Source organism: Paenibacillus campinasensis, from assembly GCF_002272015.1.
In the GTDB taxonomy this organism is placed as follows: domain Bacteria; phylum Bacillota; class Bacilli; order Paenibacillales; family Paenibacillaceae; genus Paenibacillus_AQ; species Paenibacillus_AQ campinasensis.
In genome coordinates, this window is record NZ_NPBY01000021.1 from 68,136 (window position 1) to 84,987 (window position 16,852).

At 53.2% G+C, this 16,852-nt stretch carries 15 protein-coding genes; all 15 read left to right on the forward strand.

What is annotated here, in order from left to right:
- The first annotated feature begins 2 nt into the window (after nucleotides 1-2).
- The 15 genes from CHH67_RS06505 (at nucleotide 3) to CHH67_RS06580 (ending at nucleotide 16,846) form a co-directional block, all read left to right on the forward strand.
- Nucleotides 3-1,379 (forward strand): sugar phosphate nucleotidyltransferase, encoded by a 1,377-nt coding sequence (locus CHH67_RS06505; RefSeq protein WP_095264269.1) that lies wholly within the window; start codon nucleotides 3-5, stop codon nucleotides 1,377-1,379.
- Between the two features lie 79 nt (nucleotides 1,380-1,458).
- Nucleotides 1,459-2,796 (forward strand): UDP-glucose dehydrogenase family protein, encoded by a 1,338-nt coding sequence (locus CHH67_RS06510; protein ID WP_095264270.1) that lies wholly within the window; start codon nucleotides 1,459-1,461, stop codon nucleotides 2,794-2,796.
- 18 nt (nucleotides 2,797-2,814) lie between these two features.
- Complete coding sequence (locus tag CHH67_RS06515) at nucleotides 2,815-3,984, forward strand: nucleotidyltransferase family protein (protein ID WP_095264271.1); 1,170 nt, start codon at nucleotides 2,815-2,817, stop codon at nucleotides 3,982-3,984.
- Nucleotides 3,985-4,028: 44 nt separating this feature from the next.
- On the forward strand, nucleotides 4,029-4,325 hold the full coding sequence (locus tag CHH67_RS06520; RefSeq protein WP_095264272.1) for a lasso peptide biosynthesis PqqD family chaperone: 297 nt from the start codon (nucleotides 4,029-4,031) through the stop codon (nucleotides 4,323-4,325).
- Nucleotides 4,322-4,816: a lasso peptide biosynthesis B2 protein gene (locus CHH67_RS06525; RefSeq protein ID WP_095264273.1), complete on the forward strand. Its 495-nt coding sequence runs from the start codon at nucleotides 4,322-4,324 to the stop codon at nucleotides 4,814-4,816. Before CHH67_RS06520 ends, CHH67_RS06525 begins: the two co-directional genes overlap by 4 nt.
- Before the next feature lie 145 nt (nucleotides 4,817-4,961).
- The gene (locus CHH67_RS06530) at nucleotides 4,962-6,773 is read left to right on the forward strand and encodes an ABC transporter ATP-binding protein (protein ID WP_244908109.1); all 1,812 of its coding nucleotides are present in this window, start codon (nucleotides 4,962-4,964) and stop codon (nucleotides 6,771-6,773) included.
- Nucleotides 6,774-7,479: 706 nt separating this feature from the next.
- Nucleotides 7,480-8,238 carry a PspA/IM30 family protein gene (locus CHH67_RS06535; protein WP_176475545.1) on the forward strand — a complete coding sequence of 253 codons (759 nt, stop codon included), beginning with the start codon at nucleotides 7,480-7,482 and terminating at the stop codon, nucleotides 8,236-8,238.
- Nucleotides 8,239-8,268: 30 nt separating this feature from the next.
- Nucleotides 8,269-9,303, forward strand: a complete 1,035-nt coding sequence (locus tag CHH67_RS06540; protein ID WP_095264276.1) for a TFIIB-type zinc ribbon-containing protein — start codon at nucleotides 8,269-8,271, stop codon at nucleotides 9,301-9,303.
- Complete coding sequence (locus tag CHH67_RS26700; RefSeq protein WP_230875589.1) at nucleotides 9,303-10,244, forward strand: TPM domain-containing protein; 942 nt, start codon at nucleotides 9,303-9,305, stop codon at nucleotides 10,242-10,244. The genes CHH67_RS06540 and CHH67_RS26700 overlap by 1 nt, the downstream gene beginning before the upstream one ends.
- Nucleotides 10,245-10,264: 20 nt before the next feature.
- Nucleotides 10,265-11,263 carry an SPFH domain-containing protein gene (locus CHH67_RS06555; protein ID WP_095264277.1) on the forward strand — a complete coding sequence of 333 codons (999 nt, stop codon included), beginning with the start codon at nucleotides 10,265-10,267 and terminating at the stop codon, nucleotides 11,261-11,263.
- Nucleotides 11,264-11,472: 209 nt separating this feature from the next.
- Nucleotides 11,473-11,667 (forward strand): hypothetical protein, encoded by a 195-nt coding sequence (locus CHH67_RS06560; RefSeq protein ID WP_095264278.1) that lies wholly within the window; start codon nucleotides 11,473-11,475, stop codon nucleotides 11,665-11,667.
- A gap of 379 nt (nucleotides 11,668-12,046) precedes the next feature.
- A complete protein-coding gene (locus CHH67_RS06565; RefSeq protein WP_095264279.1) occupies nucleotides 12,047-13,168 on the forward strand; it encodes a BMP family lipoprotein in 1,122 nt (373 codons plus the stop codon).
- 138 nt (nucleotides 13,169-13,306) lie between these two features.
- Nucleotides 13,307-14,836, forward strand: a complete 1,530-nt coding sequence (locus CHH67_RS06570; protein ID WP_095264280.1) for an ABC transporter ATP-binding protein — start codon at nucleotides 13,307-13,309, stop codon at nucleotides 14,834-14,836.
- Complete coding sequence (locus tag CHH67_RS06575; RefSeq protein ID WP_095264281.1) at nucleotides 14,833-15,888, forward strand: ABC transporter permease; 1,056 nt, start codon at nucleotides 14,833-14,835, stop codon at nucleotides 15,886-15,888. The genes CHH67_RS06570 and CHH67_RS06575 overlap by 4 nt, the downstream gene beginning before the upstream one ends.
- A 4-nt stretch (nucleotides 15,889-15,892) precedes the next feature.
- Nucleotides 15,893-16,846, forward strand: coding sequence for an ABC transporter permease (locus tag CHH67_RS06580; RefSeq protein WP_095264282.1), 954 nt, complete (start codon nucleotides 15,893-15,895; stop codon nucleotides 16,844-16,846).
- The last annotated feature ends 6 nt before the right edge of the window (nucleotides 16,847-16,852 follow it).

Genomic DNA, 16,852 nt, shown 5'->3' on the forward strand with positions numbered 1-16,852 from the left:
GCGTGCAAGTCGTCTTATTGTCCGGAGGCAGCGGTAACCGGCTGTGGCCGCTATCGAATGAAACGAGGTCCAAGCAGTTTCTGAAAATTCTGAACACCCGCTCGGGTGACCGTGTGTCCATGGTTCAGCGGGTATGGGGGCAGCTCGGCGAGATGAATCTGCAGCAATCGTCGGTCATTGCCACCGGGAAATCGCAGGTCGAGTTGTTGCAAAATCAGCTCGGGTATGAAGCGGAAATCATCGTGGAGCCCGAGCGCCGAGACACGCTTCCGGCGATTGCATTATCCGCCTGTTATTTATATTCCGTTAAAGGGGTAAGCCTGCGGGATATTATCGTTGTCCTTCCCGTTGACCCTTATGTCGAGAACCATTTCTTTGAGAAAGTGAAGGAACTGGAGCAGCTGATGCAAGGCACGGACGCTGATTTGGGACTGATCGGGGTGTCGCCGGATCACCCGTCCTCCAAGTTCGGATATATCGTCCCTGAAGCAGCCTCCGAATTGGAGGATGGCACGGGCTACTTCAAGGTCAGCCACTTCGTGGAGAAGCCGGATGAAGAGCTGGCCAGGCAATTGATGTCGCAGTCTGCGCTGTGGAATTGCGGCGTATTCGCATTCCGGCTCGGGTACGTGATTCAGTATCTGGAAGATCGCTCCCTGCCTATTCAGTATGACGAACTGCTCAAGCAGTACGGTCAGATCGAGAAAACGAGCTTTGACTACGCGGTTGTAGAGCAGGCGAACAAGATTGTCGCTTTACCGTATCAGGGGATGTGGAAGGATCTTGGCACCTGGGATGTGCTTACCGAGGAAATCCAAGTGCCGCTTGTGGGCAAAGGCACGCTCACCACAGATTGTGTTAACACCCATGTCATTAACGAGCTGGACATACCGATCACGGTGATCGGAGTCCCCAATTTGATTGTTGCGGCAAGCCCTGACGGCATCCTCGTGTCCGATAAACATGCCAGCAAACGGATCAAGGAAGTGCTTCAGTTTGGCGATCAGCGTCCGATGTACGAAGAACGGCGCTGGGGGCGCTACCGTGTACTGGATTACACGAAGTATCCGAACGGCAACGAGGTGCTGACGAAACGGATCTGTGTGCTGGAGGGCAAAAATTTGAGCTATCAATACCACCTGCTGCGAAGCGAGGTGTGGACTGTCGTGTCCGGGCACGGCGAGATGATTCTGGACGGGGATGTCCGCATCATTGGCAAGGGAGACGTGGTGCTCATTACGGCGGAGGCCAAGCACAGCCTGCGTGCGATTACGGATATAGAAATCATCGAGGTACAGACCGGAAGTCAATTGATTGAGGATGACATTGTCAGGCTTGCGATGGACTGGGAAGAGATCAAGGAGATTGTGATGAGCTGACGTACACGTCCCGTTCTCCGGCTCTGGAAGCAAGTGTGACAGGATATCCGGTAAATCTTTTAAAGTAGGAGTGAAAACGATGAGAATAACGGTAATCGGTACGGGTTACGTTGGATTGGTGTCCGGGGTTTGCTTCGCAGAGCTTGGCAACAGGGTCATCTGTGTAGATAAAATGGAAGCCAAGATTGATCAGCTAAACCGGGGCGAAGTGCCGATCTACGAGCCCGGGCTTCAGCCGCTCATCAGCGCCAATCGGGAGGCTGGACGGCTGAGCTTCACCACCGATCTCCGTGCATCCGTAGAGGCGTCCGAGCTTGTCATCATTGCCGTAGGGACGCCATCATTGCCGAACGGACAGGCGAATCTTAGCTATATTGAGCAAGCCGCTGCGGAGATTGGTCAGGCGATGAACGGCTACAAAATCATCGTGACCAAAAGCACGGTCCCGGTTGGTACGAATGAGCGCATCAGAGATATGATCCGCCAGCATACGGAGGAAGTGTTTGACATCGCATCGGTGCCCGAATTCCTGCGGGAGGGGACTGCCGTCTCGGATACATTGAATCCGGACCGCGTCGTTATCGGCACGGATAGCGCAAGGGCTGCGGAATGCCTGGTAGAGCTGCACAGCCGCTTGACGGATCATCTGATTGTCACCGATATACGCAGTGCTGAAATGATCAAGTATGCATCCAATGCGTTCCTCGCTACGAAAATTTCATTTATCAATGAGATTGCGAACATATGCGAGAAGGTCGGAGCTGATGTGACCAAGGTGGCTTATGGCATGGGTTTTGACAAGCGCATCGGCTCGTCCTTCTTGAAGGCCGGGATCGGATATGGCGGCTCCTGCTTTCCGAAGGATACCCAAGCGCTCATTCAAATTGCCGGACAGATGGATTATGACTTCAAGCTGCTCAAATCGGTGGTCGATGTGAACCGGGAGCAGCGTTATAATGTGATCCGCAAGCTGGAAGGGCTGCTGGGCAACCTGGCTGGCACCACAATCGGCGTATGGGGATTGGCATTTAAGCCGGAGACGGATGATGTCCGGGACGCCCCGGCCTTTGAAATCATTGCCGAGCTGCATAAAAGGGGAGCGCAGGTACAGGCGTACGATCCCGTTGCTGTAGACAATTTTCGTAAAGAGTACGGTTCGGATGGCATTGTATACTGCAGCACTGCGCGGGAGGCCGCCTGGCAAGCGGATGCCCTCTGCATCCTGACGGAGTGGAAGGAATTTCAGGAGCTGGAGCCGCTGGAGGTTGAAGGCTGGTTGAAATCGCCATACCTGATCGACGGCAGAAATATATATGAAGAAGAGCAGCTTTCGGGCACGAATATCGTGTACTATTCCGTCGGACGCCCGGGCATGAACAGCGGTTTGAAGGAACCGGCGCCATTATTGTCATTATGACAGCAGGCGAGGTGAATCATGATGACCAATACTGCTGATGCGCTATACGTCCACGATCTGTCCAGGGAGTTGTTATTGCTGCTTCATCTACTGGGCAAGCGCCAGCTGGATACGGAAGCGTTAAGGCCATTAACCGCGGACCTCGACTGGGCATTGTTCAATAAGCTGGTGGTCCATCATCGGGTGGTCCCGCCTGTGTATCTGGCGTTGCAAGAGCATTCGGCGCTCGTTCCGGAACATGTTATTCCGTTTCTGCACCGCCATTATCATCAGAACATGATGAAGATGCTGCATCTGGGCAGGGCGATGAGTCAGGTCCGTGAGGCATTCGAGCACAGCGGCATACGCAGCCTCTGGCTAAAAGGCCCCTTATTGGCCTTACAGCTGTATGGGGATATGGCACGCCGGTCCTCCAAGGATCTGGACGTGCTTGTGGACGACCGGGATGTGGAGAAGGCCCGGGAAATTCTGATCGAGCTGGGATATGTGCCGGAAGAGGAATGGCTCCTGAACAACTGGAAAAGGAAAAGCCATCATCTGTCGATGGAGCATCCGGAGCACGGGGTCCAGGTCGAAATTCACTGGCAGTTAAGTCCGCATTCCGGCAAGGACTGCACCTTCGACGATCTGTGGTCGCGGAGAAAGGAAATCGTGCTGTCGGGCCAGTCCTTCTACGGGATTGGAGGCGAGGACCTGCTGCATTATCTTGCGGAGCATGGCGCCAGGCACGGATGGTTCCGGCTGCGGTGGCTTCTGGATATCGCGGATCTGCTGCCACAATCAAGCAGCGCGAATATGATCGCGCATCTTAAGCTGCATGGAGGCCGGCACTATATAGGCCAGGCATTGCTGCTGTCAGGTCAGCTGCTGTCTGCGGCGGTTCCGAAAGCGCTAGCGGACGAGACGGTGAATGTGCGTTCTTATCGACTCGCCGGAATGGCTCTTCATTATATAAAACGAATGGTCCAATTGAATCCGGTGCCGGAGAAAAGCGTCGCTTGGCATTATCACCGCTACCTGTTCCTGCTTATGTCAGGCAAGCAGCGCGTGGCCTACATTGCCGGTAAGCTGCTCCCGAGCTCAAGGGACGCGTTGATGCTTCCTTTGCCCAAGCCGCTGCGCTTTCTTTATTATCCGTTGCGGCCGTTTCTATGGTTCTGGCGGCGGATGAAACAACCGTCACTATGATGTTGATGGCTGTCTGATGTTATCACCGAAGGAGGGAACGATGGATGAACACGGATATTATCACTGCCGAGGATCTGATTGTGCAGTCTGAGGGCTTTCTGGTCAGCGAAATGGATGGCGAGAAAGTGATGCTCAATATTGAAAGCGGTAAATATTACAACCTGGGCCGGATCGGCGGGCGGATCTGGGAGCTGGCCGAATCGCCGATCTCGGTCACGGGGATGGTGGAGCAGCTGGTAGCCGAATATGAGATCGAGCCGGACACTTGCAGACAGCAGGTGGAGAGGTTTGTGAACCAGCTGGCAACCGAAGGCCTGATCCGGGTGACAAGAGCGGAATGAGCTTGCTTCGAAAAGCGCGCCGGTTCATATCCTATCCATGGCCTATGCGGTTCATGTTCATCGAGGCGTATCTGTTCCTGGCTTGGGGGAGGATATTCAAGCTGCTTCCCTTCCACAAGGTCAGACATACCCTTGGCGAATATATGAAGGAGACGCCAATCAGCGGCTGTACAGAGCAGGAGCAGCGGCTGCTTCGTCAAATTTCCAGGGCGATCCATACGATGAGTCGGGTGACCTGGTGGGAGAGCCAGTGTCTGGTCAAGGCGGTGGCGGCGATGAAAATGCTGGAGCGAAGAGGTCTGGCATGCACGCTGTATCTCGGCAGCGGCCGGGATGACCACGGCAAGATGGCTGCGCATGCCTGGCTTCGCAGCGGCTCGTATATCGTGACAGGCAAGGAAGGGCATGAGCGATATGCCGTTGTCGGTATTTTTGGCAAGGATAGCGCGAGGAACAGGGCAGCGGCGGCCGTCAAGCGCCAGCGCATATAGCCGATATCGTGCATGAAAATGTCTAACTGCATGTAGGAAGTGCATGTATGAAGGTGCGTGAAGTTCATGGCGTGGGAGAAGGAAGAAGATGGGGAAAGGCATAGGGTGAGTGAAGGCATAGGGTGTCTACTGCGTATAAGGAGTTATGACCGTGAAGGATTTATTCTATTATGTTCGTAAACTGCGTCAGATCGCCGGAGGCAGACTATATCTCAATATGTTCCTGATTCTGCTGATCAGTTTGCTGGAAGGGATCGGCTTATACCTGATCATTCCGCTTCTGGGCCTGGTCGGGGTATTCCAGGGCGATATGGGCGGCGTGCCGCTTGTGTCCCATCTGCTTGAGCTGCTCCGTTCCTGGTCGTGGGAGCCGAGTTTGACAAGTGTGCTGATCCTGTTCGTGATCATTGTCGGCGGGCAGGCTCTCCTGACCCGGAGTCAGTCGATCCTAAATGCAGCCATTCTGCAGAAATTCATTCGCACGCTTCGGATGGAAACCTATGAAGGCCTGCTGCATGCCAAGTGGGCGTTCTTCTTGCGCAAGCGCAAGTCCGACTTTCATCATGTGATGTCCAATGAGCTGGGCCGCGTGAACCAGGGCACCTTCCTGTTTCTCCAGATGATATCTTCTCTGCTGTTCACGCTCGTTCAGATCGGGCTGGCCTTCTGGCTGTCGCCGGTACTTACGCTGACCGTCCTGATCAGCGGCGGGCTGCTGGCACTGTTCGGACGCAGATTCATCCGGAAATCGAAGTCGATCGGCGAACAGACGTCCGAGCTGTCCAAGCGTTATTTTGCGGGGATTACGGACCATTTTAGCGGGATCAAGGATATCAAGAGCAACCGGCTGGAGCAGTCGCATCTGAGCTGGTTCAGCCGCCTGTCGGGCCAGATGGAGGAGAACTTCATCCGGTTCGGACGGATCAATGCGCTGTCACAGCTTATTTACCGGCTGTCCTCGGTGGTGCTGATTGCCGGCTTTGTGTTTCTGGCGCTGGAGGTGCTGCGCACGCCGGCCGAATCGCTGCTTGTGGTGGTGCTTATTTTTACACGGCTATGGCCGAGGTTCATCAGCATTCAGACGAGCTCCGAGCAGCTCGTATCGAATCTTCCCGCCTTTCGCACCATGCGGCAGTTGCAGCAGGAGTACGAAGCGGAGCGGGAGATGACAGGGGCGGTGAGCGCCGCGGTCGCTCCGCGGCTTCATATGCAGGAAGGGATTGAATGCCGGGATGTCGATTACCGTTACGATCCTTCCTCGGCCGAGTACGCATTAAGCGGAATCCGTGTGTTCATTCCCGCCAACCGCATGACGGCCATTGTCGGCAAATCCGGCGCAGGAAAAAGCACGCTGATCGACCTTGTGATGGGGATGATTCAGCCTGAACGCGGAGAGGTTCTGGTCGATGGCAGATCCATCAAGGACCAGACACAGCTGATGGCGCTAAGAAATGCGGTCGGCTATGTGGCGCAGGATCCATTTCTGTTCAATGAAAGCATCCGCGATAACCTGAAACTGGTGGCGCCGGAAGCGACCGATGAGGAGCTGTGGGCGGCACTGGAATTTTCCTCCTCCGATGATTTTGTGAGGAGGCTGCCTCAGGGTCTGGATACGGTGATCGGCGATCGGGGAATACGTTTATCCGGGGGAGAGCGCCAGCGAATTGTGCTGGCCCGAGCCATCCTGAAACGGCCATCTATTCTTGTGCTGGACGAAGCGACAAGCGCTCTGGACAGCGACAATGAAAGACGGATTCAGGAGGCGCTGGATAAGCTGAAGGGCAGCATGACCGTCATTGTTATCGCTCATCGGCTGTCCACGATTCGCCACGCCGATCAGGTGATCGTGCTGGAGCAGGGACAGGTGGTACAGCAGGGGGGCTATCAGCAGCTGGCCCAGGAAAGCAAGGGCACCTTCAGGCAGCTGCTGAATTATCAGACCGGCTCTTCGTTGTAGGCGCTGGATGGGTTATAGTTGTCTGGTTAACCATTGGTGTTTAAGTGAGAGGCAAGAAGTAAGAAGCAAGAAGTAAGAAGTACGAGGTAAAAAGCAAGGAGTACCGAGAAGCACGGAGAAGTATGGCAAGAAGTAAGAAGTAAGAAGTATAGCGAGCTGAGAGGGGAAGAGCTCCTTCGGCTCGCTTGTTTGCGTATGTAAGCCATGGCAGGCGGTTGTAGAAGCTTGTATCCCCATACATGTACCAATTGCATGTACAGGAATAACATAAGGGGAGGACTTGTATGATTTTTCGTACAAATCAAGCCAATATTCAGTAAAATGGCCGATTTTGTATTATTTTTCATATAAAATTAGAAGCCTGGAGGGATGACGAGGGAATTTGTATGATGATTCGTACAAATGGCTGGTCATCCCTCGATTTAGCCTAGGCTTTGTATGATAAATCACACAAAGTCACAAAAGTACGAAGTGGCAACGCACACAGCCATCCTGTAGTTCGAAGGACGCCTCGATCTATCTGCCTGAGCAGAAGTGATCGGGGCGTTCTTTTTGCAGTTCACGGGCTGATACCACAATAAGTGATTATTTTCACAATCAATGATTAATTTCTGACAAATAGATACAAATTCACCTAAAATGAAACCTTCATCCCATTTATCATGTATTATTAGGAGACATATCATCCTTTTTAAGGAGGTTCGTGATGACGATTTTGTCGAGATTCAGGGATATTATGGCGGCAAACGTGAATGCTTGGCTGGATAGATCGAAAGACCCGGAGAAGACGATCAAGGAATATATGCAGGCCCTGCGCAGCGACCTCGGTCAGGTGAAGGCCGAAACGGAGTCGCAGGTTGCCCAGGAGAGAAGAGCGAAGCGGGCGCTGGACGAAGGTCAGGCTGACGTGCGCAAGCTGCAGCGGTATGCTGAGAAAGCGGCGATGGAAGGCAAAGACGAGGATGCACTCAAGTTTCTGGAGCGCAAGGCGCTGGAAACTGAGAAGCTTGCCCCTCTTCAGGAAGCCTATGATGCGGCCGCCTCGAACTTGGCCAAGATGAAGGAGATGGAAGCGAAGCTGGTGAAGGATATCGGCCAGTTGGAAGCCCGCTATGCGGAGCTGAAGGGCAAGCTGGCCGCGGCGAAGTCGCAGCAGGAACTGAACGAGCGAGGCGCTGGCGCCGGGGGAGCGCATGCGGCGCTGTCCGCCATGGAGGAGAAAGCAAGCCTGGCCCTGAACGAGGCGCTGGCGCTGGCTGAGCTGCGGGGAGGAGCCCAGGAAGACGATCTGGATGACCTGATTGCACAGCTGGAGAAGGAGCAGCGTGCAGGTGGGTCGAACGCTGGACCCGACGCGGGGGTTAATGCGGGTACTGGCTCCAGCAGCGAGGTTGATGGACCGAAGACGATGAGCGCTGAAGACGAACTGGCCGCATTAAAGGCCAGATTAAATCCAAAGGAATAGCCGCATAGATAGGCTGATCGAGGTGAGCAAATGCCGGTAATTGAGTATAAATGCCCGAACTGCGGCAGCGGTATGGTGTTTGATGCGAATACGGGAGCATTATCCTGCCAAAGCTGCGGACGACAAGATCATATTGAATCTATCTCTGATCCCCTCACGAACGTGGTGTTTTCCGAGGAGGACAGGACGAGAGAGTATCACTGCAACAGTTGCGGAGCCGTCATTATGACAGAGCCTGAGACGAGCGCAACGAACTGCACCTTTTGCGGGTCGGCCGTTGTGCTTGGCGACCGGCTTGCGGGAAAGCTTGCTCCGGCGCAGATCATTCCGTTCTCGATCAGCAAGGAGCAGGCGATGGAGGCTTTTCGGAAATGGTGCAGGAAAGGGCTGCTGACCCCAAGCGGATTTATGACGGCCAATCGGGTGCAGAGCATCACCGGGGTGTACGTTCCGTTCTGGCTCTATGATCTGAAGAGCGATGTAGAGGTCCATGGCCGCGCGACGAAGGTGCGGATCTACAGACTGGGCGATTATGAGTATACGGAAACGAAGCATTACAGCATATACAGGGACATTCATCTGGAATACGTGAAGGTGCCGATTGACGCTTCGGAGAAAATGAACGACGAGCTCATGGATAAGCTGGAGCCGTTCCCTTACAGCAAGCTTGAGCAGTTTAAAACCCCTTATCTGGCCGGTTACATCGCTGAAAAATACAGCTACACCGACAGTCAGCTGCTGCCTCGGGCCAAGGACAAAATCAGAAGTTTTATCGATTCCTATATTTCATCCACGGTAACGGGTTATTCCACGGTAAGCTATACCGATGTCGATATCGATACCAGAGCGAAGCATGCGGAATATGTGCTGCTTCCGGTATGGATGGTCAATTACAGCTATAATAAGAAAAATTATATATTCGCTATGAACGGACAGACCGGAAAGGTGGTAGGGAGGCCGCCGATCAGCAAGCTGAAAGTGACTGCGTGGTTCACCGGCATCTCGGGAGCAGCATTCCTCGTTCAACAGCTGATATCACTCATCATACAGGGAGGTGGTTCCTAATGAGAAGAGCTCGGATCCTGCTGGCTTCCCTTCTTTTCACCGTGATGATCGTGACAGGGGCTCTTTCCTGGGCGACGGAGGCCAGGGCCGATGAGAAACAGCTGATCTTTGATGATGCCGGTCTGCTCACAACCGAGGAGTATGAAGAGCTGAATCAGTTGGCAAATGAACGGTCGGCTGAACGAGAGACGGACATTATGATCCTGACGGTGGATGGTCCGGATGCCTATGATGTGATGAGGATGACACAGGACTTTTATGATGAATATGCGCCAGGTTACGATCAGCCTCACGGAAACACGGCCATCCTGATGGTGGATATGTACCACCGCGAGTTTTATGTTGCCGGTTTTAAGAAGGCGGAGGAATATGTGAACAATCAGAGGGCGGACGAGATTCGTGATCACATTACGCCCGATATGGCGAACGGCGACTATAAACTTGCCTTCCAGAAGTACATCGAGGATGTATATGAATACATGGGCATAACCCCGGAACCGGATATGGGCACGGATTCGAATTCAGGTATGGGTTCGGGAACCAGCTCGGGAACCAGCTCGGGCACAGGCTCGGGCGGAGGGAACAGTTCGAGTTCCGGTAGAGGCGGCGGTTCCGGTTCGGCGTATTCCCCATCGCGTGAGGCTGACGACAGCATTTTTAATAATATCTGGGTTCAGATTGGCATCTCCGTTGTCATCGGCGGCGTTGTGGTCGGACTGATGCTTTACAATGCCGGAGGCCGGGTCACCGTCAATGGCCGCACTTATGAGAACTCAAGCGTGTCGGGCGTACGGGCCCGCAGAGACCAATATCTTCATACGACAACAACCAAAAGGAAAATCGAACGAAACAACAACTCTGGCGGTGGCGGCTTCGGAGGTGGCGGCGGGGGCCGGACTTCCGGCGGGCATTCGCACAGCGGCAGCAGAGGTTCATTTTAACAGAAGGGATGGGAGTATCGATGGGATTCTTTAGAAACCAGTTCGCCAATGTGGTGGAATGGGATGAATTTCGGGACGACATGATTTTTTGGAAGTGGAGCAATAAGGAAATTAAGAAGGGCAGCAAGCTTGTCATCCGGGCCGGACAGGACGCTGTGTTTGTGAATAATGGCAAAATCGAGGGCATTTTCAAGGATGAGGGCGTGTACAACATCGACTCGGAGATCATCCCGTTTCTGTCAACGTTAAAAGGCTTTAAATTCGGGTTCAACAGCGGCATGCGGGTCGAAGTGCTGTTCGTGAACACGAAGGAGTTCACCGTGCGCTGGGGCACGCAGAACCCGGTTCTGATCCCGACGCCGCAACTGCCAGGCGGCATGCCGATACGTGCCAACGGCACCTTCAATTTCAAAGTGAGCGACTACGTCACGCTGATTGACAAGATCGCCGGCATCAAGAACAGCTATCTGGTCGAGGATGTGAAGATTCGCATCACGTCCGTGCTGGATCAGCTGCTTATGAAGTGGATCAGCCGGGAAGGCAAGGACATGTTCAACCTTCAGGCCAATGCGGACGATATCGCCCGAGGCATCCGCGATGATCTGGATATGCAGGTGATGGACAACGGCATCTCCATTACAGGCTTCCAGGTGATGAGCTTCAATTACCCGAAGGAAATTCAGGATATGATTACGAAGACCGCATCGCATGAGATGATCGGCAACCTGCAGAAATACCAGCAGGTGAGCATGACCGACGGCATTGCTTCCGGCAAGGTTCAGGGCGGCGGCGCCGCCTCCGACATGGCAGGCATGATGATGGGCATGAATCTGGCGAATGAAATGATGAAGAATATGAACCAGAATGGCGGGTCATCGTCTTCCGGCTCGAATACACCGCAACCGCCGAGCGGCGGTGCAGCCTCCGGCGGCGGACAAAAGCCGAACTTCTGCCCGAACTGCGGGACGAAGAACGAAGGCGCCAACTTCTGTCCGAATTGTGGTCAGAAGCTGGGATAAAGGTTAAAGACAGCAGAAGCGCGCTTGTCTGCAAGGACGAACGGACCCGCAAGACGGGGATGAAGCAGCCTGGATCGGGAGGAAATTATTCCGAACAGGCTGTTTCTTTTTATAACTTTTCAATGTATGCGCTTCAATTTCATGATATAATGCATCTAACCTTATCCTTAGAGATTCAAGGAAGAACCGGTCAGGAGTGTTGCTAGAATATGAGACGATATAACATATGGCGACCGATACTGCTCATTGCCATCGCGCTGCTAACGAACAATCTGGTGACGAATGTGTGTCTGTTGCTCGGCTTGGCGCAGAATACCGCGAGCGATATTGGCTTTATCGCGATGATCATTGCTGCCTTTGTCACATATGGCCGATTCACGAGCCAAAATCGAAAAAGAAAATAAAATACGAGTTTCAACAGCTTGCACAGCTGGCTAAAACTGCTCGAACTTAACATTCATTTGACATATGTAAAGGGAAAATGAATGTTATTTTTTCCACGGAAAATAAGGCTCCGCCGACATACCACCCCTAATTTCACACCCGCTGTAATGCTTGTGTTACTTATTATTGTTGATCTATCAATGCATGTCCATTTCTGTAAACCTTTCATCCCCTTTCCAAGGAGGAATATTCCACTTAATTGTTTTACCGCGCTACAGAAGCAGCTGGTTGAAATGGGCTAAATTTTTGTTGAAAAGGGTCAGTTTTATTAATATATTGTTATAGTAAAGAGTCTGTAAAAATAGCAATCAGTATTATTCCTAGGAGGGTTATCCTGAAATGAAAAAAGGGGTCATATCATTAATAAGTCTGGCATTGTCTGTTACGATGCTGGCAGGCTGCGGTTCTTCGAATACAGGAACAGAGCCGAGCGGCAGCGGCAGTGCAGGCGAAGAGACACCGAAAGCAAACTTCAAAGTCGGAATGGTTACGGATGCGGGCACCATTGACGATAAATCCTTCAACCAAGGCACGTTCGAAGGGATTGTAAAGGCCAGCGAGGATTTTGGTCTGGAGCACAAATATCTGAAGCCGGGCGGCGAGACAGAAGCGGATTATACGAAAGAAATCACGAACCTGTATGATGCGGGCTTCAAGTTTATCGTAACACCGGGCTTCAAGTTCGAGACAGCGATCTTCAAGGCACAAGACAGATATACAGATGCCAAATTTGTACTGATTGACGGAGCGCCGAACTCCGGCGAGCCAGGAGCAGAGCCTGTGGTGAAGGAGAACACGGTATCCATCTTCTTCGCAGAGCATGAATCCGGCTTCCTTGCAGGTGTAGCTGCTGCCCTTCACGTGAAGGAAGGACAAGCTGGCTTCATCGGCGGATTGGAAATTCCACCAGTACAGAAGTTTAACTGGGGCTTCCAGCAAGGCGTGAATTACGCGAATGAGAATCTGGGCACGAATCTTGTCATCAACAAGGAGAACGTGGTGTATCAGGGCTCCTTTGACAACGTAGCGGCAGGTGGCCAACTGGCTGCCCAAATGTATAACAACGGTGTGGACGTTATCTTTGCAGCTGCTGGCGGCGTAGGCGTCGGTGCAATTACCGAAGCGAAGAGCCGTGCGGAGCAAGGCGAAGACATCTGGATCATCGGCGTTGACGTTGACCAATACAGCGACGGAATCTATGACGGGGACAAGTCGGTTGTTCTGACTTCCGCGGTGAAGAAAATCGACGCTGCAGCTTACGATATGATCAAAGCTGAACTCGACGGAAACTTCCCTGGCGGACAAACGATCACATTGGATGCGAAGAGTGACGGTGTAGGCCTTCCGGAAGAGAACCCGAACCTGAGCGAGGAAGTGCTGAGCCAGGTGGACGAAGTATTTAACAAGATCAAGTCCGGCGAAGTGACCGTGAGTGCAGAACAAGGCGATCTGATCAAGTAAGAGGAAGATCCCTTGGGGTGCTTCGACAGTAGAGAAAGACGTGTTTGCTAAGAAGAGACGGATGCCATCCGTCTTCTTTTTATGAGTAAGGCTCAAGTGAGGCATTTAATCCATAGAAAGTGAGGACCCTATAAGACCATGGACTATGTTGTCGAGATGGTGGGCATCCGCAAGGAATTTCCGGGTATTGTGGCAAATGACGACATTACACTCAGGCTGAAAAAGGGAGAAATCCACGCATTGCTTGGCGAGAACGGGGCCGGTAAGTCCACGCTCATGAGCATTTTGTTTGGCATGTATCAACCTGACCGTGGAACGATCAAGGTGAGTGGCAAAGAGGTGCGCATTACGAACCCGAACGTGGCGAGCAGGCTTGGCATCGGTATGGTGCATCAGCATTTCAAGCTGGTAGAGCCGTTTACCGTGACCGAGAACATTATTCTCGGCAGCGAGACGCGCAGGCTTGGCTTTATGCTCGATGTAAGAACCGCTGCCAAGCGGGTCGAAGAGCTGTCCAAGAAATATGGGCTGAATGTGGATCCTTATGCGAAAATTGAGGATATTTCGGTGGGGATGCAGCAGCGTGTCGAGATTTTGAAGATGCTGTATCGCGATGCCGAGGTGCTGATTTTTGACGAGCCGACAGCTGTGCTGACACCTCAGGAAATTGAAGATTTGCAGAACATTATGAAGAACCTTGTCAAGGAAGGCAAGTCGATTATTCTGATTACGCACAAGCTGAAGGAGATCAAGGCGGTAGCGGATCGCTGCACCGTCATTCGCCGCGGCAAGACGATCGGCACGGTCGATGTGGCGGAGACGAGCCGCGAGGAAATGGCGGAGATGATGGTCGGCCGCAGCATTTCCTTTAAAGTGGACAAGGTCGAGAGCAAGCCGGGTGAACCGGTGCTGGAGATTCAGTCCCTTACGGTCAAGAACAGCAAGAAGGTGGATGCGCTCAAAGCGTTCACGCTGGATGTGCGGGCAGGCGAAATCGTTGGCATCGCTGGTGTGGATGGGAACGGTCAGTCCGAATTGGTGGAGACGATAACCGGACTTATGAAGGCCGAGAGCGGAAGCATCCGCCTGAATGGTCAAGAGATTTCCGGATTGTCTGTGCGAGAGCGCAATGAGAGCGGAATCGGCCATATCCCTGAGGATCGGCAAAAGCGGGGGCTGGTGCTGGATTACACATTGGAGGAGAACATTATCCTTCAGGTGTATAACAAGCAGCCTTACTCGAAGCATGGAATTCTTCAGCCCGCTGTCATTCGCAAGCATGCGGAGCAGATTATCCAGAGCTTCGATGTCCGTTCAGGCACCGGCGCCAGGTCGGTTGTGCGCTCCATGTCCGGCGGCAATCAGCAGAAGGCCATTATTGGCCGCGAGGTCGAGCGCGATCCGGATCTGCTTATCGCGGTCCAGCCAACGCGGGGTCTTGATGTGGGTTCGATTGAATATATTCACAAGCGTCTCGTGGAGCAGCGTGATAAAGGAAAGGCCGTGCTGCTCGTTTCGCTTGAGCTTGATGAAGTGATGAACCTGTCGGATCGTATTGCGGTCATTAACAACGGCGAACTGGTAGGCATTGTGAACGCCTCCGAGACGAACGAGCAGGAGCTCGGGCTTATGATGGCCGGGATTCATAAGGAGGAGGGCACGTCATGAATAACAGTGTGAAATCGTTACTCGCCGTCCTCTTCGGACTGCTGGCGGGGGCCGTGCTGATGATGCTGACCGGACATAATCCGATTGAAGGCTACCAATATCTCGTTCAAGGTGGGTTGAAAAATCCGGAGCGGATCGGGAATACACTCGCGACCGCAACGCCGCTCATTCTGACGGGACTGTCTGTCGCTTTTGCATTCCGCACCGGGTTGTTTAATATCGGAGCGGCTGGACAGATGCTGGTTGGTGGCTTCTGCGCGACAGCGGTCGGTCTGTCACTGGATCTTCCGCGCGGTATGCTGCTGCCGCTGATGGTGCTGGCCGGATTTATCGGCGGCGCGCTGTGGGCGGTCGTCCCCGGCTTCTTGAAGGCACGTTATAATGTGCACGAAGTGGTATCGACCATTATGATGAACTGGATTGCCTACTGGACGGTTTACTATGTGATCCCGGCGTATTTCAAAGGGGACAGCGTGGAGACAGAGTCGCGGCAGCTTCCGGCTAATGCGATGCTCCGCGAGTCATGGCTTAGCGATATGTTCCAGGGCTCTTACATCAATCTTGGATTCTTCATTGCCGTGCTAACGGTCATCATCGTGGCTTTCCTGATCAATAAAACAACGCTGGGCTACGAGCTGAAGGCGGTGGGCTTCAACCGCCACGCTTCCGAATATGCCGGCATTGGCGTGAACCGCAGCATCGTGCTGTCGATGTTTATCGCTGGCGGCATCGCGGGTCTTGCCGGGGTTGCCCAGTATACGGGCAATGCTTCCAGCATTCAGATCGGGATTCTGCCAAGCCAGGGCTTCGACGGCATCGCGGTTGCGCTTCTCGGTGCCAACGCGCCGCTTGGCGTACTGGCTTCGGCCCTGTTCTTCGGACTGCTGTATTCCGGAAGAGGGTTCATGAACGCGATGACCGACATTCCGCCGGAAATTGCGGATACAATTATCGCCATCATTATCTATTTTGCGGCGACAAGCATACTGATTGAGCGTTTGATCCGAAAGTTGCGGCTGCGCCGTTCGGCAAACAAAAAGCAGGAGGACTGAGAACATGTGGACAACGATTGAACAGATATTCCCGTATGCCATCGTTTTCACGATTCCGCTTTTGATTACCGCCTTGGGCGCGCTGTTCAGTGAGCGAAGCGGGGTTGTGAACATCGGTCTGGACGGGCTGATGATTGTCGGTTCCTTTATCGGAGCTTTTGTAGTATCCAAGCTTCAGGAGCAATATTTGGGATCCTGGTGGGTGCTGTGGGTCGGTCTTCTGGCCGCGGCTGCAGCGAGCGCCTTGTTCTCCCTGCTGCATGCTTTTGCAAGCATTAACCTGAATGCCAACCAGATTATAAGCGGTACGGCAATTAATATGATCGCTGGCGCACTAACGATCTTCCTCGCCCGCAACATTACGGGCAGCGGAAATATCCGGGTGACCAGCGGGTTCAAGTCATTTGATTTTCCGGTATTGTCAAAGATCCCGGTCATCGGGGATCTGTTCTTTACCCGAATGTATCCGACGACCTTGTTTATTATTGCGCTGCTCTTGATCAGCACGTTTATGCTCTATAAGACGCCATTCGGGCTGCGCCTGCGCTCCTGCGGTGAGCATCCGCATGCGGCGGAGGCCGCGGGCATCCGGGTGAGAAGAGTCCGTTATGTGGGCGTCCTCATTTCCGGTGCGTTCTCGGGTCTTGGCGGAGCGGCAATTCTGCTCACCTATTCCGGTGAGTTCAACGGCAATGTAGCCGGTCTTGGCTTCCTGGCGCTGGCTTCCTTGATCTTTGGCCAGTGGAAGCCGCTCGGAATTCTGGCAGCAACCTTCTTCTTCGGCTTTGCAAGCACGATTGCCAACGTATCGCAGGTCATTCCGTCGCTTGCGGTCATTCCGCCGGTGCTGCTGAAGATTTTCCCTTATGTCGTGACCTTGATCGCGCTTGTTATATTCTCGAAGTCTTCGCATGCACCAAGAGCGGTTGGGGAGCCGTTTGATTCCGGCAAACGATAAGATTCA

Bases quoted from the DNA above. Each gene is read 5' to 3' on its own strand.
- CHH67_RS06510 (WP_095264270.1), top strand. From the start codon at position 1,459: ATGAGAATAACGGTAATCGGTACGGGTTACGTTGGATTGGTGTCCGGG.
- CHH67_RS06515 (WP_095264271.1), top strand. From the start codon at position 2,815: ATGATGACCAATACTGCTGATGCGCTATACGTCCACGATCTGTCCAGG.
- CHH67_RS06520 (WP_095264272.1), top strand. From the start codon at position 4,029: ATGAACACGGATATTATCACTGCCGAGGATCTGATTGTGCAGTCTGAG.
- CHH67_RS06525 (WP_095264273.1), top strand. From the start codon at position 4,322: ATGAGCTTGCTTCGAAAAGCGCGCCGGTTCATATCCTATCCATGGCCT.
- CHH67_RS06530 (WP_244908109.1), top strand. From the start codon at position 4,962: ATGACCGTGAAGGATTTATTCTATTATGTTCGTAAACTGCGTCAGATC.
- CHH67_RS06535 (WP_176475545.1), top strand. From the start codon at position 7,480: ATGACGATTTTGTCGAGATTCAGGGATATTATGGCGGCAAACGTGAAT.
- CHH67_RS06540 (WP_095264276.1), top strand. From the start codon at position 8,269: ATGCCGGTAATTGAGTATAAATGCCCGAACTGCGGCAGCGGTATGGTG.
- CHH67_RS26700 (WP_230875589.1), top strand. From the start codon at position 9,303: ATGAGAAGAGCTCGGATCCTGCTGGCTTCCCTTCTTTTCACCGTGATG.
- CHH67_RS06555 (WP_095264277.1), top strand. From the start codon at position 10,265: ATGGGATTCTTTAGAAACCAGTTCGCCAATGTGGTGGAATGGGATGAA.
- CHH67_RS06560 (WP_095264278.1), top strand. From the start codon at position 11,473: ATGAGACGATATAACATATGGCGACCGATACTGCTCATTGCCATCGCG.
- CHH67_RS06565 (WP_095264279.1), top strand. From the start codon at position 12,047: ATGAAAAAAGGGGTCATATCATTAATAAGTCTGGCATTGTCTGTTACG.
- CHH67_RS06570 (WP_095264280.1), top strand. From the start codon at position 13,307: ATGGACTATGTTGTCGAGATGGTGGGCATCCGCAAGGAATTTCCGGGT.
- CHH67_RS06575 (WP_095264281.1), top strand. From the start codon at position 14,833: ATGAATAACAGTGTGAAATCGTTACTCGCCGTCCTCTTCGGACTGCTG.
- CHH67_RS06580 (WP_095264282.1), top strand. From the start codon at position 15,893: ATGTGGACAACGATTGAACAGATATTCCCGTATGCCATCGTTTTCACG.